At 54.8% G+C, this 23,817-nt stretch carries 24 protein-coding genes; 11 read left to right on the forward strand and 13 right to left on the reverse strand.

From position 1 onward, the window contains the following. The first annotated feature begins 64 nt into the window (after positions 1 to 64). Together B9K09_RS20765 and B9K09_RS20770 are read left to right on the forward strand one after the other, a co-directional pair. The gene (locus tag B9K09_RS20765; RefSeq protein ID WP_087518585.1) at positions 65 to 964 is read left to right on the forward strand and encodes a LysR family transcriptional regulator; all 900 of its coding nucleotides are present in this window, start codon (positions 65 to 67) and stop codon (positions 962 to 964) included. A 139-nt stretch (positions 965 to 1,103) separates the two neighbouring features. Continuing rightward, entirely contained in the window at positions 1,104 to 1,358 is a 255-nt protein-coding gene (locus B9K09_RS20770) for a hypothetical protein (protein WP_087518586.1), read from the forward strand. Between the two features lie 5 nt (positions 1,359 to 1,363). On the opposite strand, the gene B9K09_RS20775 is transcribed toward B9K09_RS20770, so the two are convergent. Then, entirely contained in the window at positions 1,364 to 1,804 is a 441-nt protein-coding gene (locus B9K09_RS20775) for a DUF3465 domain-containing protein (RefSeq protein WP_087518587.1), read from the reverse strand. Between the two features lie 179 nt (positions 1,805 to 1,983). Here B9K09_RS20775 and B9K09_RS20780 point away from each other — a divergent pair, with 179 nt between their 5' ends. The 4 genes from B9K09_RS20780 to B9K09_RS20795 are packed head-to-tail and all read left to right on the forward strand — an operon-like array spanning position 1,984 to position 5,445. Then, complete coding sequence (locus B9K09_RS20780; RefSeq protein WP_087518588.1) at positions 1,984 to 3,129, forward strand: ABC transporter permease; 1,146 nt, start codon at positions 1,984 to 1,986, stop codon at positions 3,127 to 3,129. Then, complete coding sequence (locus tag B9K09_RS20785) at positions 3,126 to 3,914, forward strand: ABC transporter ATP-binding protein (RefSeq protein WP_087518589.1); 789 nt, start codon at positions 3,126 to 3,128, stop codon at positions 3,912 to 3,914. The genes B9K09_RS20780 and B9K09_RS20785 overlap by 4 nt, the downstream gene beginning before the upstream one ends. Then, positions 3,914 to 4,828, forward strand: coding sequence for an MlaD family protein (locus B9K09_RS20790; RefSeq protein ID WP_087518590.1), 915 nt, complete (start codon positions 3,914 to 3,916; stop codon positions 4,826 to 4,828). The genes B9K09_RS20785 and B9K09_RS20790 overlap by 1 nt, the downstream gene beginning before the upstream one ends. Then, positions 4,825 to 5,445, forward strand: a complete 621-nt coding sequence (locus tag B9K09_RS20795) for an ABC-type transport auxiliary lipoprotein family protein (RefSeq protein WP_087518591.1) — start codon at positions 4,825 to 4,827, stop codon at positions 5,443 to 5,445. The genes B9K09_RS20790 and B9K09_RS20795 overlap by 4 nt, the downstream gene beginning before the upstream one ends. Before the next feature lie 4 nt (positions 5,446 to 5,449). Here the strand turns inward: B9K09_RS20795 and B9K09_RS20800 are convergent, their stop codons facing one another. The 6 genes from B9K09_RS20800 to B9K09_RS20830 form a co-directional block, all read right to left on the reverse strand. Then, positions 5,450 to 7,381 (reverse strand): ATP-dependent DNA helicase RecQ, encoded by a 1,932-nt coding sequence (locus B9K09_RS20800; protein WP_087519220.1) that lies wholly within the window; start codon positions 7,379 to 7,381, stop codon positions 5,450 to 5,452. Between the two features lie 912 nt (positions 7,382 to 8,293). Beyond that, entirely contained in the window at positions 8,294 to 9,637 is a 1,344-nt protein-coding gene (locus B9K09_RS20810; RefSeq protein ID WP_087519222.1) for a DUF1329 domain-containing protein, read from the reverse strand. A gap of 446 nt (positions 9,638 to 10,083) precedes the next feature. Then, positions 10,084 to 10,755: a tRNA (guanosine(46)-N7)-methyltransferase TrmB gene (gene trmB / locus B9K09_RS20815; RefSeq protein ID WP_218192008.1), complete on the reverse strand. Its 672-nt coding sequence runs from the start codon at positions 10,753 to 10,755 to the stop codon at positions 10,084 to 10,086. A 301-nt stretch (positions 10,756 to 11,056) separates the two neighbouring features. Further along, positions 11,057 to 11,851 (reverse strand): thiazole synthase, encoded by a 795-nt coding sequence (locus B9K09_RS20820; RefSeq protein ID WP_087518594.1) that lies wholly within the window; start codon positions 11,849 to 11,851, stop codon positions 11,057 to 11,059. 120 nt (positions 11,852 to 11,971) lie between these two features. Beyond that, on the reverse strand, positions 11,972 to 12,172 hold the full coding sequence (thiS, locus tag B9K09_RS20825; protein ID WP_087518595.1) for a sulfur carrier protein ThiS: 201 nt from the start codon (positions 12,170 to 12,172) through the stop codon (positions 11,972 to 11,974). 127 nt (positions 12,173 to 12,299) lie between these two features. After that, entirely contained in the window at positions 12,300 to 12,677 is a 378-nt protein-coding gene (locus B9K09_RS20830) for a DUF423 domain-containing protein (RefSeq protein ID WP_087518596.1), read from the reverse strand. Between the two features lie 67 nt (positions 12,678 to 12,744). On the opposite strand from B9K09_RS20830, the gene mtgA reads away from it, so the two are divergent. Beyond that, on the forward strand, positions 12,745 to 13,479 hold the full coding sequence (gene mtgA, locus B9K09_RS20835; protein WP_087518597.1) for a monofunctional biosynthetic peptidoglycan transglycosylase: 735 nt from the start codon (positions 12,745 to 12,747) through the stop codon (positions 13,477 to 13,479). 15 nt (positions 13,480 to 13,494) lie between these two features. Here the strand turns inward: mtgA and B9K09_RS20840 are convergent, their stop codons facing one another. The 5 genes from B9K09_RS20840 to ftsY form a co-directional block, all read right to left on the reverse strand. Further along, the gene (locus B9K09_RS20840) at positions 13,495 to 14,109 is read right to left on the reverse strand and encodes a hypothetical protein (RefSeq protein WP_087518598.1); all 615 of its coding nucleotides are present in this window, start codon (positions 14,107 to 14,109) and stop codon (positions 13,495 to 13,497) included. Positions 14,110 to 14,166: 57 nt separating this feature from the next. Continuing rightward, positions 14,167 to 15,021, reverse strand: a complete 855-nt coding sequence (gene rpoH, locus B9K09_RS20845; RefSeq protein WP_087518599.1) for an RNA polymerase sigma factor RpoH — start codon at positions 15,019 to 15,021, stop codon at positions 14,167 to 14,169. A gap of 111 nt (positions 15,022 to 15,132) precedes the next feature. Next, positions 15,133 to 16,149 carry a permease-like cell division protein FtsX gene (gene ftsX / locus B9K09_RS20850; protein ID WP_087518600.1) on the reverse strand — a complete coding sequence of 339 codons (1,017 nt, stop codon included), beginning with the start codon at positions 16,147 to 16,149 and terminating at the stop codon, positions 15,133 to 15,135. Continuing rightward, positions 16,149 to 16,817 (reverse strand): cell division ATP-binding protein FtsE, encoded by a 669-nt coding sequence (gene ftsE, locus B9K09_RS20855; RefSeq protein ID WP_087518601.1) that lies wholly within the window; start codon positions 16,815 to 16,817, stop codon positions 16,149 to 16,151. Before ftsE ends, ftsX begins: the two co-directional genes overlap by 1 nt. A 79-nt stretch (positions 16,818 to 16,896) precedes the next feature. Further along, on the reverse strand, positions 16,897 to 18,195 hold the full coding sequence (ftsY, locus tag B9K09_RS20860; RefSeq protein ID WP_087518602.1) for a signal recognition particle-docking protein FtsY: 1,299 nt from the start codon (positions 18,193 to 18,195) through the stop codon (positions 16,897 to 16,899). Between the two features lie 374 nt (positions 18,196 to 18,569). Between ftsY and B9K09_RS20865 the strand changes: the two genes are divergently transcribed. From B9K09_RS20865 to B9K09_RS20880, 4 genes are all read left to right on the forward strand, one after another. Beyond that, on the forward strand, positions 18,570 to 19,925 hold the full coding sequence (locus B9K09_RS20865; protein ID WP_087518603.1) for a pitrilysin family protein: 1,356 nt from the start codon (positions 18,570 to 18,572) through the stop codon (positions 19,923 to 19,925). Then, complete coding sequence (locus B9K09_RS20870) at positions 19,918 to 21,381, forward strand: pitrilysin family protein (RefSeq protein ID WP_087518604.1); 1,464 nt, start codon at positions 19,918 to 19,920, stop codon at positions 21,379 to 21,381. The genes B9K09_RS20865 and B9K09_RS20870 overlap by 8 nt, the downstream gene beginning before the upstream one ends. Then, positions 21,381 to 21,974, forward strand: a complete 594-nt coding sequence (gene rsmD / locus B9K09_RS20875; RefSeq protein WP_087518605.1) for a 16S rRNA (guanine(966)-N(2))-methyltransferase RsmD — start codon at positions 21,381 to 21,383, stop codon at positions 21,972 to 21,974. Before B9K09_RS20870 ends, rsmD begins: the two co-directional genes overlap by 1 nt. 76 nt (positions 21,975 to 22,050) lie before the next feature. Then, the gene (locus B9K09_RS20880; RefSeq protein WP_087518606.1) at positions 22,051 to 23,043 is read left to right on the forward strand and encodes a hydrolase; all 993 of its coding nucleotides are present in this window, start codon (positions 22,051 to 22,053) and stop codon (positions 23,041 to 23,043) included. On the opposite strand, the gene B9K09_RS20885 is transcribed toward B9K09_RS20880, so the two are convergent. After that, complete coding sequence (locus B9K09_RS20885; RefSeq protein ID WP_087518607.1) at positions 23,040 to 23,699, reverse strand: TetR/AcrR family transcriptional regulator; 660 nt, start codon at positions 23,697 to 23,699, stop codon at positions 23,040 to 23,042. The genes B9K09_RS20880 and B9K09_RS20885 overlap by 4 nt on opposite strands. Between the last annotated feature and the right edge of the window lie 118 nt (positions 23,700 to 23,817).

Here is a 23,817-nt window from a genome sequence, read left to right on the forward strand (position 1 = left end):
CACCACCATAAGCAACACGCTACTATTATTGAAATTTAGTATTGTGATACATACTATTCAGCGAATGAATATACTTAGCTTCGACCTCAACCTACTGCGGGTGCTGGATGCACTCATGCGCGAGCAAAATGTATCGCGGGCCGCTGAACGCTTGGCATTGAGCCAGCCAGCGGTGAGCAATGCACTCAATCGCTTGCGGGTTTTACTCGATGACCCGCTGCTGGTTCGCACCGGCAGAACCATGCAGCCAACACCTCGCGCGCAGGCGCTTGCCGGGCCAATTCGCATGGCCTTGCAACAAATCGAGCAAAGTTTGACTGCCGGGCAAACCTTTGACCCAGCCAGCAGCAGCCAGCACTTCAACATTGCGCTGACCGACTATGTCGAATTGATTTGCATGCCACAGCTGATGCGCAAGCTGAGTGACACGGCTCCGGGCATCCGTATTGATATTCACCATCTGAATCCGCGCTTACCTGTCGAGGCGCTGGATAGCGGCGATCTGGATCTGGTACTCGGCCGCTTCCAGGATATTCCAGCGCGTTTTAGCCGCCAGCACTGGGCCAGTGAAACCTTGCAGTTAGCCGTGCGTAAAAATCACCCTCTGGTCAGCAATGGTGTTGATCTGCCGTTGTTCCTCAAGCTGCGCCAGCTGTGGGTCCACGGCGGTCAAACGCGCGGTATGGTCGATCAATGGTTAAACGAGCAAGGGTTACAGCGTGATGTGGTTTACACCACTCCGAACTACCTGCAAGCGGCGCACATTGTTGCCTCCAGCGATCTCGGCGCCGTGCTGCCAGACCAACTGGCGCAGCACTTTGCAGCACTGCTTCCGTTGCAGCTGTTCGATTTACCCTTCGAGCTAGAAGCCTTCCACCTCGAAGTGGTGAGCCTCAGCCAGCGTCAACGCGACCCGGCACTGCAATGGCTGATCGAGCAACTATTGAGTATTGCGGCTGACTAGCCAGTGGCCGCACCGAAACTTATTGGCCGCATTAAGCGTGTAACACAACACTGTAATCGCTACGCACAAGCCAGCTCCTGCGACTAGGCTTTGGGCAGGAACGCCCCCAGTCAGAAACAACGTCAATGGAGTTGCCTGAATGAAGCCGATCAAACATTTGTACCTGTACTTCCAGGACGGCCAGCGCTTGGCAATGCGCTTCCCCCAGCAAAGCTCAGACCCAGTCGAGGTTGCACGGGGAATTCGCAAGCAACTTGAGTCGCCGTTTTTATCGATCGAAGTCGATGGCGACTTGCTGATGATTCCGCGTGAGAGCATCAAATACCTGCAAATCTCACCGGCGCCGGTATCTTTACCAGACCCTGTCATCTCCGGCGCAGAGATGATTGATTAGCCCCGCTATTCGAAAGTCTTGCCGTCATGCTTGAGCCAACCATCAACATGACGGCGCCCCGGGTCACGGTGGGTCCAGTGCACGACGCCGCCTTTGTCGTTCCACTCATATTCACCATAGAACTCAACACTGTCGCCTGCACGCAGGCCGTCAATACGCGGCGCCAAGTCAATATTGTGGGCGACTAATACACTCGGCCCACCGGCAATCTTGAGGATAAACTTCTGGTGCCTTGAGCCTTTCAGGTCATCGCGCAACACTTTAACCACTTGGCCCTGACCCCCGACCTGAACATCACTCTGTTGCCTGTTGTAAGCCTGTAATAGCGCGGCATTGGAAACCTCGGCTGAGCTTTGACCGCTAAAGCCCGGGATCGAAACGCCCTGTTCTTTGGCGAAACCGTAGGCCAAGACCAGTGCAACAATCAGGTAAATAAATTTCTTCATCGTTATCTACAGTCCATGAGCTAGGCCGTCCCCGGCCACGATCCATTTGAATATTCAGCGATTCTAGCTTGCCAGCCAGATATTGCGCTGCAATTAGCCGGCAAACGCAGCTGAGCATTTATAGCGCCGCGCTGACTCTGTTACTGTTATCTGCAAAGCGAGCAGGTTAAGCCAGACACATGACCCAAGCACCGTTTATCAACCCGCTTCAATTAGACCGCAAGGATGCTGGCTCTGGCTTGCACATTGGCGGCGATTGGACGTTGGCGCATTTCGCTGCGCTAGAGCCGCAAGTCATGCGCGCCCGCGAAGCGGTGGCTGCTGATGCGACGATTGACCTCAGCGACATCAGCCAATTGGATACAGCTGGAGCCGCTTTATTAGTCGAGCTGCTCGGCGAAGCGCGGCTACAGGAGCTTGAGACCAGCTCCCCGCAATTGAGCGCCGAACGTCGGCAACTGTTGCTGAGCGTGGGTCACGCAATAACTGAGTCCAAAAGAACACCACCTGCGCCACACCCTTCATCCATTACTGAGTTTTTTGGGCACATCGGTATTGCTGTCGATGACTTCTTTTGCAAGGCCCGCGAGCTGATCGGCTTCTTTGGATTAACCGTTAGCACCATGCTCAGCGTAATGTTCAAACCCAGTCGCTGGCGCATCACCTCGCTGACAGCACACCTTCAACAAACCGGGCTTAATGCGGTGCCAATTGTGGCGCTACTGACCTTTCTGGTCGGCGCAGTCGTGGCATTTTTAGGCGCGACGATTCTGGCCGACTTCGGCGCCAGTATTTACACCATCAACCTGGTTGCGTTCTCTTTCCTGCGCGAATTTGGCGTGCTGCTCACAGCAATCCTGATGGCGGGGCGCACAGCCAGCGCCTTCACCGCGCAAATTGGCTCGATGAAGGCCAATGAGGAAATTGACGCGATCCGCACGCTAGGCCTCAGCCCGATTGAGCTGCTGGTCGTACCGCGGGTCTACGCCATGCTGATTGCCCTGCCCGTGCTGACATTCATTGCGATGATCTGCGGCATCGTTGGTGGCGCCATGGTCTGCGCCTTGACTCTGAATATCTCGGTCACCAGCTTCATCAGCATTTTCCACGAAAGCATCGAGCTGAAGCACTTTGTCGTGGGTATGGTCAAAGCGCCGATCTTTGCCTTTCTGATCGCTATTATTGGTTGCCTGGAGGGTTTCAAAGTCACCGGTAGCGCGCAGTCAGTTGGCGAGCGCACAACCTCCAGTGTAGTGCAGTCAATTTTCGTGGTGATTCTGCTCGATGCCATCTTCGCGTTATTCATGGTGGAGATGGGCTGGTGAGTAAGGAAACAGTGATTGAAGTACGCGGGCTGTGTAACCGCTTTGGCACGCAGAGTGTGCATGAAAACCTCGACCTCGATTTATACCGCGGTGAAGTGCTCGGTGTCGTCGGTGGTTCGGGTACGGGCAAGTCGGTGCTGCTGCGCTCGATTGTCGGTTTGCGCAAACCCAACGAAGGTAACGTCAATGTTTTTGGGCAAACCTTGCTGGAGCTGGACGAACACCAGCGCTCGTTGATCGAGCGTCGCTTTGGAGTGCTCTATCAACGTGGTGCTTTGTTTTCATCACTCACCGTCAGCGAGAACATCGCGCTGCCGCTGATCGAGCACGCCAAGCTCAGCCGCGCCTCGGCTGAGCGTCTGGCACGGGTCAAACTGGCGTTGGTCGGCCTGCCCTGCGTGACCGGAAACAAGTACCCGGCGGAACTATCGGGCGGTATGATCAAACGTGCAGCGTTAGCCCGTGCCTTGGCACTTGAGCCAGATATTTTGTTTCTCGACGAGCCCACCGCTGGCCTCGACCCAATTGGTGCCGCTGACTTCGATCAGTTGATTCTGACCCTGCGCGACGCACTCGGCCTCAGCGTATTTCTGGTCACCCACGATCTGGACACGCTCTATACCATTTGTGATCGTATCGCCGTGCTCTCGCAAAAACGTGTGTTGGTCGCCGACACACTGGAAAACGTCGCCGCAACTGATGATCCATGGATTCAGCAATATTTTCACGGCCCGCGTGGACGCGCGGCCAAGCAGGCAGCGGATAACGCGCCACGGAGAGCTTAATGGAACCTCGCGCACATCATGTTTTGATCGGCCTGTTTACCGTGCTAGTCGTCAGCGCTGCCCTGGTATTTGCGATCTGGCTGAGCAAGCACTCCGCCGACCAGCAGTACAACGAATACAGCGTGGTTTTCAATGAAACAGTTAACGGCCTGTCACGCGGTAGCGCCGTTCAATACAGCGGCATCACTGTCGGCGATGTTCAGCGCTTGTTCCTTGATCCCAAAGATCCGCGCAAGGTCATAGCCTGGATCCGTATCGCCAGCAACACCCCGATTAAAACTGACACCCGAGCTCGCCTGTCGATCACCGGTATTACCGGTACTGCGGTGATCCAAATGCACGGCGGCACCCCAAAAAGCCCACGCTTGCTTAGTGAAAATGGCGAACGACCTGAAATTATTGCTGATCGCTCACCCCTGTCCAAATTGCTCGCCAATGGCGATGACCTGGTAGTCAACGTCAATCACTTGATCAACCAAGCCAACCACCTGCTCAACGACGAGAACCTGACACAGGTATCCAAGACGCTGAAAAATCTTGAAGCTGTCACCGCAATGGTCGCGGAACAACGCGATACGCTGAACAAAACCGCGAAAGAAATCAGTATCGCCAGCACGGAAACAGCCACGCTGATGCGCAATGCCAATAGCCTACTGAATGATTCAGGGCGCAAGAGCTTCGACAACATCGAGCGCATCAGTGCATCGCTGGAGCGCAGCAGCAGTAATATCGAACGTATCCTCAGCGAGAACCGCGATGCTCTCAGCCAAGGTATCCAGGGCGTCAGCAACCTGGGCCCGGCGATCAATGAGCTGCGCGACACCATGAGCGCCATCCGCTCGTTCTCACGCCGCGTCGAGGACGACCCGGCTTACCTACTGCGCAGCGATACCATTAAGGAGTTTCAACCATGAGCCGGTTTATCAGCGTCAGTGCCCTCTTCTTTAGCGCGCTCATGCTCAGTGCTTGCTCGATCTTGCCGGAGCCAGAACAGCTGCATGTTTATCGCCTGCCAAGCGCTGCACCGAGCACCAGCTCAAGCGCAAACAGCAGCCCCATGACCTTGCAGATCAATCGCCCGAGCAGTAACCAGATTCTCGATAGCTCACGCATTGTAGTGCTGCCCGATGGCAATCAGATCAGTACTTATCAAGGTGTGCGCTGGAGTGATCGCGCACCGACCATATTGCGTGATCGCTTGATCGACGGCTTCGTCAACGCCAACCGCTTTGCGGCGGTGAGCAGTGACGACAACCATTTGCAAACTGACCTGCAACTGGTCAGCAGCCTCCGGGCATTTCAGAGTGAATACCGCAACGGAGCGCCGCAGGTGCAAATTCAGCTTGATGCGCAACTGGTCGGCAGCCGCCAACAGATTATCGCCAGCAAACGTTTTAGCGTCAGCCAAGCGGCGACGGACACCTCTGTCGGCAATGTGGTTGAAGCCTTTGGCAGTGCGGCTGACAGCCTATCAAGCCAAATTGTCGAGTGGACGGTCAGCCAGAGCAATAACGCGCCTGAACAACCTTAAGCGGCTATGCCGAGGTCTCAACCCACTCACGCACCTGGGCATATGGGTAATCTTGCAGCGCCGCGAATCCTGCCAGGTTGCGCGCCTTCAGCTTGGTCAGCAACGGCACGCTGATACCACAGAAAAAACGGGTTAAGCATTCGCTACTCGGCGCTCCTTCCTTCATACCTTGGTAACGCTGAATAAATTCACCGCCTAACGCGCTAACCGACTGCTGATTGAGCGGTGCTAGTACTGGCGGCTCGGGCAAGTGTGCAATCTGGCCTTGGCACACCGAACAATGACCGCACTGCAACGGCGCCTGCTCATCCCCGAAGTAACTGGCTAGCCGCTGGCTGAGGCATGTATCACTGGCAAATAAATCGAGCATGGCGTGAATACGCTTGATCTCACTGTGCTCTTGTTGCTTGAAGTAGCGGTGCAGCTCTGCGCTTAGTTGGCCGGGATCAAACGCGGGATCAAGCAATGTATAAACCTCGGTCATTTGCTTGCTCTCAAGCTCTATCCAGGCGTTTTCCTGAAAATAATCCAGCGCTTTTATCACGCGGGCACGCTCAGCCTGGTGCTGCTGGTAAAGCTGATCGAAGTCGACAGTGCACCAGGTTCGCGCGCGCTTCGATGACTCGATCAAGGCCTCAACAAAATCTCGGCGCTCACCCTCGAACTTGGCGCTTAGCTGTTCTGGCTCAATCAGGTATTTGAAGCGATATTCCGCAAAATAGGCATATTTAGGCGCGATAATGCGCCTAAGCTCTAGCTGCACCAGCAACGTCTTCAAGGCCAGCAGACGAATATTGCTCTGCTCTGAAAGCACATTAAGGGTCAGTTCCCACTGGCCATCAGTGCTACTGGCGAGCAGTTCATCAAGCACCCAACGAATCCCCTCAAGTTCCGGCGTATCGCCGTAAACGAAGTTTTCCAGCACATTAAGGCTGTCGCGGTTGGCCATGACCCAGCAATCTGAAGGTTGGCCATCACGCCCGGCGCGGCCGATTTCCTGGCTGTAGTTTTCCACCGACTTGGGTAAGTCGTAGTGCAGCACATTGCGGATATCACTTTTATCGATGCCCATGCCAAAGGCGATGGTGGCGACGATACAGTTCAATTCACCGCCCATGAACTGACGCTGGATCAACTCACGTCGCTCATGCGGCATTCCGGCGTGATAGGCACTGGCGGGAAACCCTCTGGCCGCTAGTAAATCCGCGATATGCTCAGCGGTTTTCTGCTGGGTGACATAAACAATACTCGGCTGCCCCGCCTTGGCTGATAACCACTCAACCAAGCGCCGCTGTTTGTCAGCCCCTGCAACCGGCTCGACCAGTAGATTAAGATTGGGCCGATAAAAACCAGTGGTCACCACATCCGTCTCAGCAATCTCGAACTTGCGCTGCATATCAGCGATGACCGGCGGAGTCGCTGTCGCGGTAAGCAGCAACACCTGAGCAATGTTGAACTGCCGACGGTACTCCGGCAACTTCAGGTAATCAGGCCGAAAATTATGCCCCCACTCCGATATACAGTGCGCTTCATCAACCACCAACAGCGAGATCGGCACCTGCTGGATGAAGTTGCGAAAGCGTTCATTTTTCAGACGCTCGACCGAAATCATCAGGACTTTTAACTCACCACTCTTGGCGTCGCGCATCACCTGCGCGGCCTCTTCTCGACTCTGCGCAGAATCGATACTCGCCGCCTTAATCGAATGCCGCTGCAAAAATGCCAGCTGGTCCTGCATCAAGGCCAGCAGCGGTGAGATCACCAGCGTCAAGTGCGGCAAATGCATGGCTGGCAACTGGTAACACATCGACTTACCAGAGCCCGTTGGAAAGATTGCCGCGACTGAACGCCCTGCCATAACCGCATTGATTGCAGCCTCCTGACCGGGGCGGAATTGCTGGTAACCAAAGGTGCGTTGCAAGCTGTCGTAAATCAACAATCTGTCCTCTTTTGTATATCTTCAGTCGGTTGAGCGCTAAGTACGTGCACACGGCGAATGTGACAGCTGCTGGTTCGGGCGAATACCCATACGACGATCGGTCACTTGCAAATACGCGCCTGAACTCAAGCAAACCGACCGTATTCACTGGGCTCGACAGCACGCTCAGTTGATAAAGAAATATTAATTTTCTGGGTATGACTAAACCATCTAACGGCGAACTCCGCCATGGAGTAGATTGAGGTCATGAACAGTTGCACAGGAGCTTTATATGAAGGAATCGGTTTTTGCGGCAGCTTGACTGCTTTGAACTGAACCATCAACAAAGCGGGCCGAATGACCCTACGCACCTCATGCTCTTGCCTGGCTTGAGCCGGTACACGAGGCCAACGACCTTGCCACTGGTTGAGTATTGAAACCCTCGAGTTAGCCGACAACTGAGCCTGAAAACTCCACGTAATGTGGTCATATCAATGTTCAGCACCAACAGTTTGTAGCGTCAAACCGGCATCTTGATGATGATTATCAGCAAATTTTAAGCCGGCAGTGCACAGACGAGTTGGGCCCACTGCGGAGCAGCGAATGACGACGCTACTAAGTCTTCAGAGCACAGCACATAGGCAACACTTATAGCCGTGATGAGCGGCCCCTGTTTCACGTGTATCTCCATAGTTTCATCGCGTAACGTGTAAGTACTGTATCAGCAGTCACACACAAAAAGCCGCCTTAAGGCGGCTTTTCCGCGTCTGGTGATGCTGAAAAAGCACGGCGCTTGAAACGACGTTGAAGCAGGCCGTTTAGAGAAGCAGGTCGTTCAGATCAGGGCCTGTAAAACAAAACACCCTGCGAAGTTGAGCCTCGCAGGGTGTCGGATGAACCGCTTAAACCTATAAGTTACCCGAGAACTAATTAGTTACCCGAACGACGCAGCGCTTGCGGGGTGAAGTCACGTGGTGTCAGGCCAACTTTAAAGTTATACATGGGCTCATTGTTATCGAGGCCATCGACAAAGTAACGCTCACCTTTGAAATCATAGATCGTTTCCAGCGTGCTGCCAAACATCGGCACATCGTAGTAACTGATCGGGTGGCTTTCTTGCAGGCCGCTCAGCTCGCCATCTTTGTTGTAGAGATCGACCGCTAAAATTTGCCAGCTGTCTTCATCGATGTAAAAGCGACGCTTGGCATAAGGGTGGCTAAAGCCCTTACGCAGGTCTGCTTCAACGATCCATACACGGTGCAACTCATAACGCAGCAACGCGGGGTTGATGGTATTGCGCTTGAGGATGGTTTCGTAAGGAATTCCCTTTTGATGCACCGCATAGCTGTTGTAAGGCACCAGCATTTCCTGCTTGCCCAACAACTTCCATTCATAGCGGTTTGGCGCGCCGTTGTAGGAATCGACAACGTCTGCTGTGGCCATGCCATTGGTATCTGGCTGCAAGGTGTCATACGCCAGCATTGGCAGGCGACGCACACGGCGCTCGCCACGGTTGAAGCGCCAGGCTTTGCGAATCGCCAACACTTGGTCAAGCGTTTCCTGCACGACCAGCGCCGAACCTGCCAGCTTGGATGGCGCAATGACCTTGTATTTGTAATAGAACAAGGTGTTATCCAGATCTTTCGGCGTTACACCCTCACGGCCGTATAGAAAGTACACATCTCGCTCAAGCTTGAGCAGGTTGTATGCGCCGTTGGAGAGCACCGCAGCCTGGTTAGTCACAAAACTGATCTGGTCGCCACGGTAACGCATGATGTGGTTCCAGATGGCCTCCTGGCCATTTTGCGGCAACGGGAATGGAACCCCAGAGGCAACCCCTTGCACACCGTTGCCGCCAGAGATCAGCTCCGCGTTTACCGCGTTGTAACGCGTGGCATCGTAAATACGCTGTGGCGCAGCCGCGCTACGATGAGTCGGGAAAACACGTAGGTAGTAATCCGGATTTTTTTCCAGCAAGACTTTCAGGCCCGCTGGCAGCTGGGCTTGATACTGGTTCATGTTTTGACTATTGACCTGATACAACGGCTGCTCGCCAGCGTATGGGTCCGGGTGATGCATGCCCGACACATAGTTGGCTGGCGGCGTTGCTAACCCACCTTCCCAGCGCGGGATGGAGCCAGCGACATTACCGGCCACTTCCCCACCCAGCGGGGTCAAGTCCTGGCCAAGCCGAACAGCCTGAGCATTATCAACTTTAGCTTGCGCCTGCAGCGCCACTCCAGCCAACAACAAAATCGAAAGTTTTCGCAACACAGTACTCTCTCCCACAGCGCAAACTTCTTTCATGCACCGCTGTTTTTATGCACAAGCAATAGCTTGGCTTTATTGGTCAGTCTTGGTGAGAAGCCATCCTGGCGCCGAGTCCTCCCGGCTTAGTATTTCGTCCTTGAAATTGGTGTTTTAGCTTTTTGATTAACACCCAATCGCTCGTGCTAAAGGCAGGCACATGCGACTCACGGCTAAAAGTCGGGCGCAGTCTACCCTTTCAAACAAGCATTTGCTTCGGATGACCCGTAAATTTATGGGACACCCACTGCGCGACCCTACGCGCATGGCCAGCAAGGCTTGAATCACGGGGGACTCGCGCAGGCAAGTGCAATTGCAATTTTTTGTAAACGATACGGTTTAGCTGGGTTGCTGAGGATTAAGCACGGCGCCTTGCTGAGACTGGTGAACAGCAAGGCTGCGCTTGAGACAGCTTAGTTCTGGCGCTCGAACTTGAGGTCCCAGACGCCGTGACCAAGCCGCTCACCACGACGCTCAAATTTGGTGATTGGACGCTCTGCCGGGCGCGGAACGTATAGGCCATCATCCGCCATGTTTTTGTAGCCAGGCGCCACGTTCATCACTTCCAGCATGTACTCAGCATAAGGTTCCCAGTCGGTGGCCATATGCAGCACGCCGCCGACTTTGAGTTTTTGCCGCACCAGTTCGGCAAACTCGGGCTGAACAATACGCCGCTTGTGATGCCGCGCCTTGTGCCATGGGTCAGGGAAAAACAACATCAGTCGGTCAAGGCTGTTGTCAGCGATGCAGTTACGCAGCACCTCCAAAGCATCGCAGCTATAGACCCGCACATTATTCAGATTTTGAGTCAGCAAACCGTTGAGCAAAGCACCGACACCGGGACGGTGCACCTCAACCCCGATAAAGTCATGCTCAGGCGCAGCGCTGGCCATCTCAAGCAATGAGTGGCCCATGCCGAAGCCGATTTCAAAGGTCCGTGGCGCTTGGCGGCCAAATAAAGCATCGAAATCTTGCGGGCCGTCTTCAAGCTTTAAACCGAACTTGCTCAAGCCCTGATCAAGGCCCCGCTGCTGCCCTTCGGTCATGCGGCCAGCGCGCATAACAAAGCTCTTGATGGTGCGCAGCTTGGGCGAAGTTTCAGGCGTGGCCTGCGGGGAATCAGTCATTTCGTACTCTTTAACTCGGTCATAATGCGTCTATCAGCGCCAAGACTATGGCTGGCGCGGATAGGCAGTTAAGGAAAAACAGGCCTTAGGGGCCTTCTGAAAAAGGTAGCGAGCGACGAGAGTACAAGGCAAAAAACTGCGAAAAAGTGACCGAGGTCGCGCTCGACTTTACGAGCTGTAAATGAGCATTTTGAGCAGTTTTTTAACGCAGCACGGGCTGCCCCAGTAATATCGAGCGCAGTAGTTTTTCAGAGGTGCCTTAGCGAATCATACCTTCAAGTGGCGACGATGCACTCGCATAAAGCTTCTTCGGCATGCGCCCAGCCAAGTACGCCAGGCGGCCAGCTTCAATGGCGTACTTCATGGCTTCAGCCATCATCACCGGGTTTTGCGCATGAGCAATAGCGCTGTTCATCAGCACGGCTTCGCAGCCAAGCTCCATGGCAATGGTGGCATCAGATGCCGTGCCGACACCGGCATCAACCAGCACTGGCACGGTGGCTTCTTCAAGAATGATGCGCAGGTTATACGGGTTACAGATGCCCAGGCCGGTACCAATCAAACCGGCCAGCGGCATTACTGCGATACAACCCATCTCGGCCAATAGACGGGCGATAATTGGATCGTCGCTGGTATAAACCATCACGTCAAAGCCATCTTTGACCAGAATTTCGGCGGCCTTGATCGTTTCGATCACGTTAGGGAACAAGGTTTTCTGATCAGCCAGTACTTCAAGCTTGACCAGATTGTGACCATCGAGCAGTTCGCGGGCCAAACGACAGGTGCGCACAGCTTCGGCAGCGTCATAGCAACCGGCGGTATTCGGCAAGATGGTGTAACGGTCTGGCGAGATCACGTCGAGCAGATTTGGCTCGCCCGGATTTTGGCCGATATTTGTGCGCCGCACCGCTACGGTGACAATTTCCGCACCAGAGGCCTCGATGGCGACGCGGGTTTGTTCCAGGTCCTGATACTTACCGGTACCCACCAGCAAACGCGATTGGTAGGTACGGCCGGCGAGCGTGAAAGGCTTGTCGTTACGAACTTGGCTCATCGAAAACTCCTCGTGCGGGTTGCGCTCTTTGCAGCCAGTCAATACGTGCTGATGGCTTGCCTTTGAGCACCTGACAAAAATTGGCTGGGTGCGGACACTCACGTAGTAGCAAGGAAGTACTTAGCCGCCACCAATCGCATGAACGACTTCAATCCGATCACCTTCAGATAACACCGTGCTGGCGTGCTGACTGCGAGGCACAATATCCAGATTGAGCTCGACCGCAACGCGGCGGCCCGTCAGATCCAGCTGAGCAATCAGCCCAGCGACAGTCTGGCCATCGGCAAGCTCAAGCGGCTCACCATTCAATTGAATGCGCATGACGTAGCGGTCACAAATTTAGAGGGGTCAGCATTCTAGCCCGATCAACCGCTATGACCAAGGCCAAACAGTATCATTCGCCCTCTTTTCTGACGTGCGAGTCAGCTTACAGTCATGTCCAGCTTTCTCAGTTCGGCGTTAATCGCCAGGCAGCCAGGCCCAGGCATAGCCAACCAAGCAGAAAGGCCAAGCCGCCAAATGGGGTGATGATACCCAGCTTGCTGATTCCGCTCAGGCTCAACAGATACAAACTGCCGGAAAACAGCACGATACCGGCGGTAAAGAATGCACCCGCCAACGTAACCCAACGCCCAGGTACATAAAGCGCAAGCAGCCCAACACCGAATAATGCCAATGCATGAATCAACTGGTAATGGGTGCCGGTTTGAAATACCGCTAAATACTCAGCGCTGAGGGTTTTCTTCAAGCCATGGGCGGCAAACGCACCAAGGCCCACACCGCTAAAACCAGCAACCGCTGACAAGATTAACCACAAACGAGCCATCGAACACTCCAGACAAGACCACTACGATCGTTATAATGGCCCGCAAACTCAGCCGGGCCAAGCACGCATGTTGCAAACCATCCGCCGTATCCTGATTAAATCCCTGCTCTGGTTCACGGTCGGCTCGGCCTTGCTGGTCTTGGTCCTGCGCTGGGTGCCACCGCCGGGTAGCGCACTCATGGTCGAGCGCAAAGTGCAATCGTGGATGGATGGCAAACCCATTGATCTGCAGCGCACATGGCGGCCGTGGCAAGAACTGCCTGATGACTTGAAGATTGCAGTGATTGCTGGCGAAGACCAGAAATTCGCGGATCACTGGGGCTTTGATTTAGCCGCGATCCGCGCCGCCATCGAGCACAACCAGGAAGGTGGCAGCGTGCGCGGCGCCAGCACATTGAGCCAGCAAGTGGCGAAGAACCTGTTTCTGTGGTCAGGCCGCAGCTGGTTGCGCAAAGGCATCGAAGTTTGGTTCACCGGGCTAATTGAATTGCTCTGGCCAAAACAACGAATTCTCGAAGTGTATCTAAACAGCGTCGAGTGGGGCGATGGCGTATTTGGTGCGCAGGCAGCAGCAGAGCATCACTTTGGAATTGGAGCGCCCTACTTGTCAGCCCATCAGGCGAGTTTGCTGGCGGCAGTGCTACCAAACCCGCGCCAATGGAGCGCCAGCCGACCCACAGCGTATATCAACCGCCGGGCAAACTGGATTCGCCGACAAATGCGTCAGCTCGGCGGTAGCCATTACCTCAATCAGCTCAGTACAGCGCAGCCGCAATGGTTAAAAGCCATGCTGGACAACTAACCCCGTTCAGGGCTATCACTCAAGTAAACGCCGCGGCACAGCAAATAGCAGGCCAACCTCATCATCAAGCGTATGCACGGTCAAACCTCGCTCTGGATAAACCAGGGCTTGGCCGCCCTCTTGCAACTCAAGGCTCAGTTTAGGCTGGCCCAAACTACTGATGATTCGCTGCGTGGCGACAGCCTCCAACGGCTTGAGACTTAGGTAGATGACCTCGTAATGACCGAGCTGCCTGACCAACTGCGCACTGAGTGGCTGCTCCTCACCTTTTTCATCGACGCCGACTGCGGCCATCAGGCTGACCAACTCATCATCGCTCAAGGCAATTCGGGCCTCGACAGCCCACGCTTGGTCATCAGCCTGCAGCTCACTGCGATAGAGCAACCGAGAGCCGTCAAGACGCGGCTGCAGCCAAAGCTCACCGTCTTCCTCGACCTCACTGCTAAGGCGCATCAGCGTTAGTTGATCAGCGGCCAATGGGTCAAAAATATCGGTCTGCCATTTCTGTAACCATGCCAGTGGTTCGACCATTTGCGGGCCGCGCATCAGCCACGCGCCCCAACTAAAAAAGATAAACGCAACACCTGCAAAAATTAACCAGTGCTGGGCTCGCAACGGCGGCAACTTCATACTTTTCCTCAGACAGAAAAAAGCCGCACTGATGTGCGGCTTCCTGAATCGCTATGCTTATGCGGCAATCGAGCCTTTAAGCTTGCTCATCGCATTCTTCTCTAGCTGGCGAATTCGCTCAGCAGAGACATTGTACTTCGCAGCCAGATCATGCAGCGTGGCCTTCTCTTCAGACAACCAGCGCTGATAGAGAATATCGCGACTACGCTCATCCAAACCGTCCAACGCTTCATGCAAGTTGGCTGTAGAGCTGTCACTCCAGTCAGCGTTCTCAAGTTGTACCGCAGGATCGTAGCGGTGATCCTCAAGGTACTGCGCTGGCGTCTGGAATGCGCGGTCGTCGTCATCGTCCGCCGCAGGATCAAAGGCCATGTCATGGCCAGTCAGGCGGCTTTCCATTTCACGCACTTCACGGGGTTCAACACCCAGGCTTTCAGCTACTGCGTTGACTTCATCATTGTTCAGCCAGGCCAGACGCTTCTTTTGGCTACGCAGGTTAAAGAACAGCTTACGCTGAGCTTTAGTGGTTGCCACTTTAACAATGCGCCAGTTGCGCAGGATGAACTCGTGAATTTCTGCACGAATCCAATGCACCGCGAACGATACAAGGCGCACGCCCATTTCTGGGTTGAAGCGTTTTACTGCTTTCATAAGGCCGACGTTGCCTTCCTGGATCAGGTCAGCTTGCGCCAGACCGTAACCCGAGTAGCTACGCGCGATATGCACGACAAAGCGCAGGTGAGCGAGCACCATTTGCCGTGCAGCCTCTAAATTCTGGTGGTAGAAGAGACTTTCGGCCAGCTCGCGCTCCTGCTCTGGAGTCAGCAGCGGGATGCTGTTGACCGCATGCACATAAGCCTCCAGGTTGGCGCCTGGAACTAACGCATGAACAGGTTGCAAGGAAGTGGACATTTGAATCCTCCGAACGACTTAACACGTGCAGTCTAACACTGCTCGATATGACTTATAACGTCTCTACAAGTTCAGTTACTAATAGTCAATATCAATCAAATCAATAGCTTGTTACTTAGGAGCCAGCTCGCGCAAATGGCGCGCTACCGCAATCCAGGCGCCAATATAACCGAGCAATACCGCGCCGAGTAGTAGTGACAGACCATCGGCGATGGTGACGCCGCCCAAACTGAAGTCGCTGCCGTACAAACCGGCTAGACGCACTACCGAGCCATCGAGCCAGTTCAAGCCATAAGCAAGCACCATCCAGGCAAGAACCCCGGCACCTAAACCATAGAGCGCGCCCATATACAGAAAAGGCCTGCGCACATAGCTGTCAGTGCCGCCGACCAGCTTGATAACCTCAATTTCCGTTCGGCGGTTCTCGATATGCAGGCGGATGGTGTTACCGATCACCAGCAGCAGCGCCATGATCAACAGCAACGTAAGGCCGAAGATAAAACGCTCGCCGAGCTTAAGAATCGCAGTCAAGCGCTCCACCCAGAGCAAATCCAACTGCGCCTGCTGCACTTTGGGTAACGCAGCCAGACGCGTGCGTAGCGCCTCAAGGCCAACCTTGTCGACCTCTTTCGGCGTTACCAGCACCACACCAGGCAGCGGGTTTTCAGGCAGTTCCTTCAGCGCTTGGCCTAATCCTGATTGCTCCTGAAACTCCGTCAGGGCTTGCTCGCGGCTGACCCAATCGGTCTGCGCCACATCATCCATTTTGTCGATTTGCTCGCGCAGCTCCTGACCATCTGCGTCAGTCGCATCAATCTGTAGAAATAGCGAGATCTGCGCCGCACGCTGCCACGAACCGCCCAAGCGCTCTACATTGTTGAGCAACAACGACAACCCCATCGGCAAGCTCAGCGCGACCGCCATCACCAGACAGGTGAAGAAGCTACCAATTGGCTGCTTGCCCAGACGGCGCAGGCTGTCAGCCAGGCTGGCACGATGATTTTCCAGCCAGGAATGCAGCTGGGTCTTGAAGTCCGGGCCGTCCTCAAGACTGTTATGTTCGGCTTTTTTAGGTGCAGCACCGACACGTTGTGCAGGCTGCGGGGGTGGCATACGGGTCGCACTCATTAGACGGCGTCTCCATCACCAATCAAACGGCCGCGCTGCAATGTCAGCATGCGGTGGCGCATGCGTGCGATCAGCGCCAAATCGTGACTGGCAATCAGCACACTGGTGCCCAGCCGGTTAATGTCTTCAAACACACCCATGATTTCTGCGGCCAGACGCGGGTCGAGGTTACCGGTTGGCTCATCCGCCAAGAGTAACGCCGGGCGATGAACAATGGCCCGGGCAATGCCGACCCGCTGCTGCTGACCAGTTGAAAGATCACCCGGGAACTGCTCGGCTTTATCCGACAGCGCCACACGCTCCAGCGCAGAGCCAACACGCTCACCAATCTCGGCCTTGGACAAGCCGAGAATCTGCAGCGGCAAGGCAACGTTATCGAAAACGCTACGATCGAACAGCAATTGGTGATTCTGGAACACCACGCCAATCTGGCGGCGCAAGAACGGGATCTGTGTATTGGTAATCTGGCCCAGATCCTGGCCCGCCAACAACAGCTTGCCGCTGGTTGGCCTTTCCATCGCCAAGATCAGACGCAACAAGGTACTTTTGCCCGCGCCGGAGTGGCCGGTGACGAATAAAAACTCACCCCGACGCACACGAAAGCTGAGTTCGTGTAGCCCGACATGTCCATTCGGATAACGCTTACCGACCTGCTCGAATCGAATCATCGAGGGAGTGTCCTAGTCAAAAACAATTGTGAATCCTTGGTATAACGACTGCGCTTGTCGAATGACCCTAGGCAGTGAACTAACGTTCGGCAAATAGCGCCTTAACGAAGTCATCGGCGACAAAGGTACGCAAATCATCAATCCCTTCGCCAACGCCGATATAACGAATCGGCAGACCAAACTGCTTGGCCAGGGCGAAAATCACACCACCTTTAGCTGTGCCATCCAGCTTGGTCAAAACTAAACCGCTCAAGTTCACGGTCTGATTGAATTGTTTCGCCTGATTGATCGCGTTCTGCCCGGTTCCGGCATCCAGCACCAGCAAGACCTCGTGCGGGGCAGTGTCATCAAGCTTGCCCATCACCCGGCGAACCTTCTTCAACTCTTCCATCAGGTTGTCTTTGGTGTGTAGACGCCCGGCGGTATCTGCGATCAACACATCCATACCCCGCGACTTGGCAGCCTGCACCGCATCGAAAATCACCGAGGCAGAGTCAGCGCCAGTATGCTGAGCAATAACCGGGATGTTGTTGCGCTCACCCCAAACCTGTAGCTGCTCAACAGCGGCTGCACGGAAGGTGTCGCCCGCAGCCAGCATGACTTTTTTGCCCTCTTGCTGCAGTTTTTTCGCCATCTTGCCAATGGTCGTGGTTTTACCCGCGCCATTAACCCCGACCACCAAAATCACGTAAGGCGTTTTGCTGCTGTCGACTTTTAGCGGCTGCTCAACCGGCTTAAGCAGTGCTGCCAGCTCGTCTTGCAGTGACTTATAAAGCGCGTTGACATTGGTGAGCTGTTTACGTGCAACCTTTTGGGTCAGGTTCTCGATAATCAGCGTAGTGGCTTCAACACCAACGTCTGCCACCAGCAAACGCGTCTCAATTTCGTCGATCAGGTCGTCATCGATGGTCTTCTGACCGAGAAACAAACCGGCCATACCTTCGCCAAGACCTGCGCTGGTCTTCGACAAGCCTTGCTTGAGGCGATTGAACCAACTGCTCTGGTTGCCCGACTTCTCCTGCTCGACAGCGATCACTGGCGGCGTGGCAACAGGCTCAGTTGCAGGCGCGGCAACGCTCGGCTGGGCTGGAGCAGGCATGACAGTTGGCGCAGGTGGCGCAGGTGGCGTAACCACCTCGCGAGTCTCTGACTCCAATGCAGCGGGCTTGTCAGCGACTGGCTCAGCAGCGGGCGCAACCGATTCAGCGGGCGCAGGTTTCTGCACCTCGGGTTCAGCCGGAACGGGGGCTGGCTCTTGCGGTTTTTTACGCAACCAGCCAAACAGACCTTTCTTCTCGGCAGTTTTATCAGCAGCTTGCACGGAAATGTTCGCGTCAGACGCTGCTGGAGTCTTCTTATCTTCGTTGGAACCAAACATGGAGGCCGACTATCTCAAAGAAGCAACGCGCCAGTATCAGCACTAAAACCCCAACAATTGCAGGACAAATAGTCGCAGCTAACTGTTCAGCGGTGGTTTTTAGTCACTTTTACAGGCATGGTCGCCAGTAAAACGGATGAGTATCCTAGCACCTCAAGACCTGCCGACGCTAAGACCTCGCGCATCTGACTGACCAGTCGCTGCTCGCAGCTGTTTAACCAGTGCGTGGTGTGTGATGATCGGCCCAGGCGCAGAATTAAGCTGGATATGAAACACTTGCAGGCTGAACATCAACCTCAAACGCTTCAGACTCGCACATTTGCGCCCCAGTCATCCTTGTTTGGTAAACCTTTATCTTCGGTGACCCCCTTCTTATGAATACGATTGCCCGCCGCGCTACCGGCCTGCTGATTGGCATGCTTTGCATTCCTCTCTCTGCATTCGCAGCCGTCCCCCAAGCCACTCATGAATTCAGCCTCGACAATGGCCTCAAAGTGATTGTCCGTGAAGACCACCGTGCGCCAGTGGTGGTCTCCCAGCTCTGGTACAAAGTGGGCTCCAGCTTTGAAACGCCTGGCCGCACCGGGCTGTCACACGCCCTTGAACATATGATGTTCAAAGGCAGCAGCAAGCTCGGTCCGGGCGAGGCCTCGCACGTTCTGCGCGACCTCGGCGCTGAAGAAAACGCCTTCACCAGCGATGACTACACCGCCTATTACCAAGTACTCGCACGCGACCGCCTGAGTGTCGCGATGGAGCTTGAAGCAGACCGCATGGCCACATTGAAATTGCCCGCTGAGGAGTTCAAGCGCGAGATCGAAGTCATCAAAGAAGAACGTCGCCTGCGTACCGACGACAAGCCAACCAGCTTGGCGTATGAGCGCTTCAAGGCGATGGCTTACCCCGCCAGCGGTTATCACAATCCGACGATAGGCTGGATGGCTGACCTGCAGCGCATGAGTATCGATGAGCTGCGCCAGTGGTACGAGGCGTGGTACGCACCGAATAACGCCACATTAGTGGTGGTGGGCGATGTCAGCGAAGCTGAAGTCAAAACGCTTGCTCAGAAATACTTTGGCGCAATTCCCAAGCGCGAAGTGCCTGCGGTCAAAATCCCCAAGGACCTTGATCAGCCAGGCGAACGTCGCCTGACGCTGCACCTCAAAACCCAACTGCCAAGCCTGATGATGGGCTTTAACGTACCGGGACTGGCCACCGCAGAAAAACCGCGCAGCGTACACGCCCTGCGTTTGATCGCAGCCTTGCTTGACGGCGGCTACAGCGCACGCTTGTCAACAAACCTTGAGCGTGCGCAAGAACTGGTGTCGGGCGCATCTGCTTGGTATGACCCCTACCCGCGCGGCGATAGCTTGTTCATGCTGACGGCAACACCCAACACGCAAAAGGGTAAAACCATCGAGGAAACTGAAGCGGGCCTGTGGGAAGAACTGCAAAACCTGCAGAACAATCCGCCATCAACTGCAGAAGTTGCCCGCGTACGTGCGCAAGTGATCGCTGGCTTGGTGTACGAGCGCGACTCAATCACCAGCCAAGCCACTTCAATTGGCAAACTGGAAACAGTCGGTTTGTCTTGGAAGCTGATGGATAAAGAGCTCAGCGAGCTTGAAGCCGTCACGCCTGCGGATATCCAGGATGCAGCCAAGAAATTCTTCACTCGCGATCGCCTCAGCGTCGCTTACATTCTGCCAGAGGAGAAGAGCGATGAATAAGCGCACCCCCTTGCGTCCGGGCTTGTTGAGCCTGGCCCTGCTGTCGGTCCTCTCGATCACCAGCCTCGGCGCCAGCGCTGAAGCCACTAACGTTAAAAGCGGCAATAAACTGCAATCACTCAGCGAAATGAGCGAGACCGTCAGCCATCGCAAGCTGGATATCCAAACCTGGAAAACCAGCGAAGGCGCAAAAGTTTTGTTCGTCGAAGCTCACGAACTACCGATGTTCGACCTGCACCTGACCTATGCCGCAGGCAGCAGCCAGGATGGCGATGTTCAAGGCCTGGCAATGTTAACCAACGCCATGCTCAATGAAGGCGTGCCGGGGAAAGATGTTGGCCAAATTGCAGCAGGCTTTGAAGACCTCGGCGCTGAGTTCAGCAACGGCTCATACCGAGATATGGCGGTTACAGGCCTGCGTAGCCTGAGCGCGAAAAAAGAACGTGAACCCGCTCTGGCGCTGTTCAATCAGGTCATTGGTCAACCGACATTCCCAGAAGACTCCTTCATTCGAATCAAGAACCAGGTGCTCGCTGGTTTCGAATATCAAAAGCAGAACCCTGGCAGCCTTGCCGGTATCGAACTGTTCAAGAAGCTTTATGGCAAACACCCGTACGCGCACCCAAGTGACGGCACCGAGAAATCAATCCCGCCGATTACTATCGAGCAACTCAAAGCCTTCCACGCCAAAGCCTACAGTGCCGGTAACACGGTTATTGCACTGGTCGGTGACCTGACTCGCAGTGAAGCAGAGGCGATCACTGCAAAAGTCTCGGCAGCACTACCGAAAGGCCCGGCATTGCCCGCTATTGTTGAGCCGCAACAGCCAGCCGCAAGCAGTAATCATATTGAGTTCCCCTCCAAGCAGACTCACCTGATGCTAGCTCAGCTGGGAATCGATCGTGCAGACCCGGATTACGCAGCGCTGTACATGGGCAACCAAATTTTTGGTGGCGGTGGCTTCGGTACACGCCTGATGGAAGAGGTTCGCGAGAAACGCGGGCTAACCTATGGTGTTTACTCCGGTTTCACCGCCATGCAGGTTCGTGGCCCATTTATGATCAACCTGCAAACGCGGGCAGAACTCAGCGAAGGCACGCTACAACTGGTCAAGGACCTGCTACGCGAATACTTGAAAAACGGCCCAACCGAGAAAGAACTGGATAATGCCAAGCGCGAAATGGCGGGTAGCTTTCCGTTATCGACTGCGAGCAACTCGGCGATTGTTGGCCAATTGGGCGCTATAGGCTTTTATAATCTGCCACTCGATTACCTCGAAACCTTTATGCAGCAGGTTCAGGGTCTAACCGTCGAGCAAGTTAAAACAGCCATGGCCAAACACCTCGACCCAGATGCAATGGTCATCGTCACAGCGGGCCCGACAGTTACTCAACAAGAGTTGCCGCCACCCACTGAAAACCCTGCCGAGCAACCGCTGGGCGTTCCGGAGCATTAATGAGTAAACAAGCTAGCAGAACAGGCGCCCACGGCGGGTTAGGTCATGTTCGAATTATCGGTGGCGAGTGGGGCTCACGGCGCTTCACTTTCCCTGATGCACAAGGTCTGCGCCCCACCCCAGACCGGGTGCGTGAAACCCTGTTCAACTGGTTAGCTCCGTACGTTGAAGGCGCACGCGTGCTCGACCCGTTTACCGGCAGCGGCGCGCTGTATCTGGAAGCACTGTCTCGCGGAGCTGCCAGTGCATTAGCGCTGGACCTGAACCCTGACTCAGTTGCATCACTGCGCGGCCACCTGCAGACCCTACGCTGTGAGAATGGCCAGCTACTGCAAAGCAATGCCATTACCTATCTGCAAACCCAACCTGCAACTGCGTTCGATCTAGTATTTCTAGACCCGCCATTTCATCAAGATCTACTGGTTCCAACCTGCGAGCTGCTTGAGTCCCGCGGCTGGCTAAGTGACGCCGCCTGGATCTACTGTGAGAGCGAAAAGGCGCCTTCAAAGCTGGGATTACCGAGCAACTGGCGCTTACATCGCGAGAAAAAATCCGGGCAGGTGTATTACTCTTTGTGGGAACGCAGCACCTAAGAAACCTCTGATAAACAGACCCAGCCTCGTATTCGAAAGAACGAGGCTGAACCACACATGCCCACTGGCAACACCGATGAATAATTCCTTTAAGCCTGCATGGTGGCTTCCAAGCGCGCATTTACAGACGCTCTGGAACTCAATGTGCCGCACCTCTCCAACGCTCGAGCGGCGGCGCGAGCGCATGTGGCTTAACGATGGCGACTTTCTGGATATGGACTGGTATGGGCCGCATCAAGCAGACACACCATTGGTCCTCCTGCTGCACGGCTTAACCGGCTCATCCAACTCGCTATACATCCTTGGCGTCCAACAAACGCTTGCCGCTCAAGGCTGGGCCAGTGTTGCTCTGAATTGGCGCGGCTGCTCCGGCGAGCCCAATCTATTACCGCGCGGCTATCACTCCGGCGCCAGTGAAGATCTGGCTGAAACGGTCTGTCATCTGCGCGCGCAGCGTCCTATGGCACCCCTTTACGCGGCGGGTTATTCACTCGGCGGCAATGTACTGCTCAAGTATCTTGGAGAAACGGGCAAAGACAGTCAGTTGCAAGGCGCTGTCGCAGTTTCGGTGCCGTTCAGGCTCGACCAATGCGCTGACCGCATCGGCATGGGTTTCTCAAAGGTGTATCAGGCGCACTTTATGCGCGAGATGGTCGCTTACGTTAGAGACAAACAACGCCTGTTCAGCCACAGCGGCCAGGCTGACCAGTTGTCGATACTCGAAAAGCTCGGCCCGCTCGACGGCATGCGTACCTTCTGGGACTTCGATGGCAAAGTCACCGCTCCGCTCCACGGTTTCAGCGATGCGCAGGATTATTACAAGCGCTCTTCAAGCCGCTACTTCCTCGGCAAAATTTGCACGCCAACCCTGCTAATCCAGGCCAAGGATGACCCGTTTGTATTTGAGCACAGCCTTCCAGAACCGGATGAGCTGGCAAGTTGCATCGAGTTTGAGTTGCACCCCAAAGGCGGCCATGTCGGCTTTATCGAGGGCACACCACAGCGCCCGGGCTACTACCTTGAACGGCGTATTCCGCAATGGCTTAGCCAGAGCGCTGGGCGCCTCTAAACCAAGGCCTCGAGCGGCACATAGTACGTCTGATGCAAGGCTTCGATCTCAGCACGAGCTGCAGGGGCTATCAGCCCGACTTCTAGCGCAAGCACCTGATAAATGCCGCGCCGCAGCATCTCCTCACTGAGATCGCCAGACTTATGCTGTGATGTGCATAAAAAACGCACCCATGAAGTCAGAATGATCCAGCTATTAAGAGTGAGCGCCTCGATCTGCAGAGCCGTCATCACCAGAATACCGGCATCGCAGAAGCCTTGATAAATAGTTTGCGCGCCCTGCAGGCAGCGCTCAGAGAACAGTTGGTAACGTTCAGCCAACGATGGGTCATTGTCGAGCAAATGCTCAAGGTCACGGTGTAAAAACCGATAGCGCCACATCGCTTCAAGCAGCGATTCCAGATAGAAATTTTTGTCTGCAATGCTTGGCTCACGACCTTCTGGCAGCCGTAAAAAACCGTCGACATCACTTTCATAACGAATGAACAGCTCGGCGATGATCGCCTGCTTATTACTGAAGTGGTAATACAGGTTACCGGGTGAGATGCGCAAATATTCAGCGATATGGTTAGTCGTAACGCTACGCTCACCCTGACTGTTAAACAGCTCAAGGCTTGCTTGGATAATACGTTCGCGGGTTTTCAGCGGAGCTGCCATATACAACAGGATCTCACTACGTAGTCAGGATTGAATGCATCAAGCACGGTGCGGCCCGAACAAAAGGTACACGCTGACGCCGCAAAAGTGTTACTGCACGGTCTCTTTCCAGTAAACC

This window comes from Pseudomonas sp. M30-35 (assembly GCF_002163625.1).
In the GTDB taxonomy this organism is placed as follows: Bacteria; Pseudomonadota; Gammaproteobacteria; order Pseudomonadales; family Pseudomonadaceae; genus Aquipseudomonas.

Excerpts from the sequence above, each read along its gene's own strand:
- B9K09_RS20765 (WP_087518585.1), top strand. The coding sequence starts at position 65 with ATGAATATACTTAGCTTCGACCTCAACCTACTGCGGGTGCTGGATGCA.
- B9K09_RS20770 (WP_087518586.1), top strand. The coding sequence starts at position 1,104 with ATGAAGCCGATCAAACATTTGTACCTGTACTTCCAGGACGGCCAGCGC.
- B9K09_RS20775 (WP_087518587.1), bottom strand. The coding sequence starts at position 1,804 with ATGAAGAAATTTATTTACCTGATTGTTGCACTGGTCTTGGCCTACGGT.
- B9K09_RS20780 (WP_087518588.1), top strand. The coding sequence starts at position 1,984 with ATGACCCAAGCACCGTTTATCAACCCGCTTCAATTAGACCGCAAGGAT.
- B9K09_RS20790 (WP_087518590.1), top strand. The coding sequence starts at position 3,914 with ATGGAACCTCGCGCACATCATGTTTTGATCGGCCTGTTTACCGTGCTA.
- B9K09_RS20795 (WP_087518591.1), top strand. The coding sequence starts at position 4,825 with ATGAGCCGGTTTATCAGCGTCAGTGCCCTCTTCTTTAGCGCGCTCATG.
- B9K09_RS20820 (WP_087518594.1), bottom strand. The coding sequence starts at position 11,851 with ATGAGCCAAGTTCGTAACGACAAGCCTTTCACGCTCGCCGGCCGTACC.
- thiS (WP_087518595.1), bottom strand. The coding sequence starts at position 12,172 with ATGCGCATTCAATTGAATGGTGAGCCGCTTGAGCTTGCCGATGGCCAG.
- B9K09_RS20830 (WP_087518596.1), bottom strand. The coding sequence starts at position 12,677 with ATGGCTCGTTTGTGGTTAATCTTGTCAGCGGTTGCTGGTTTTAGCGGT.
- mtgA (WP_087518597.1), top strand. The coding sequence starts at position 12,745 with ATGTTGCAAACCATCCGCCGTATCCTGATTAAATCCCTGCTCTGGTTC.
- B9K09_RS20840 (WP_087518598.1), bottom strand. The coding sequence starts at position 14,109 with ATGAAGTTGCCGCCGTTGCGAGCCCAGCACTGGTTAATTTTTGCAGGT.
- rpoH (WP_087518599.1), bottom strand. The coding sequence starts at position 15,021 with ATGTCCACTTCCTTGCAACCTGTTCATGCGTTAGTTCCAGGCGCCAAC.
- ftsX (WP_087518600.1), bottom strand. The coding sequence starts at position 16,149 with ATGAGTGCGACCCGTATGCCACCCCCGCAGCCTGCACAACGTGTCGGT.
- ftsE (WP_087518601.1), bottom strand. The coding sequence starts at position 16,817 with ATGATTCGATTCGAGCAGGTCGGTAAGCGTTATCCGAATGGACATGTC.
- ftsY (WP_087518602.1), bottom strand. The coding sequence starts at position 18,195 with ATGTTTGGTTCCAACGAAGATAAGAAGACTCCAGCAGCGTCTGACGCG.
- B9K09_RS20865 (WP_087518603.1), top strand. The coding sequence starts at position 18,570 with ATGAATACGATTGCCCGCCGCGCTACCGGCCTGCTGATTGGCATGCTT.
- B9K09_RS20870 (WP_087518604.1), top strand. The coding sequence starts at position 19,918 with ATGAATAAGCGCACCCCCTTGCGTCCGGGCTTGTTGAGCCTGGCCCTG.
- rsmD (WP_087518605.1), top strand. The coding sequence starts at position 21,381 with ATGAGTAAACAAGCTAGCAGAACAGGCGCCCACGGCGGGTTAGGTCAT.
- B9K09_RS20880 (WP_087518606.1), top strand. The coding sequence starts at position 22,051 with ATGAATAATTCCTTTAAGCCTGCATGGTGGCTTCCAAGCGCGCATTTA.
- B9K09_RS20885 (WP_087518607.1), bottom strand. The coding sequence starts at position 23,699 with ATGGCAGCTCCGCTGAAAACCCGCGAACGTATTATCCAAGCAAGCCTT.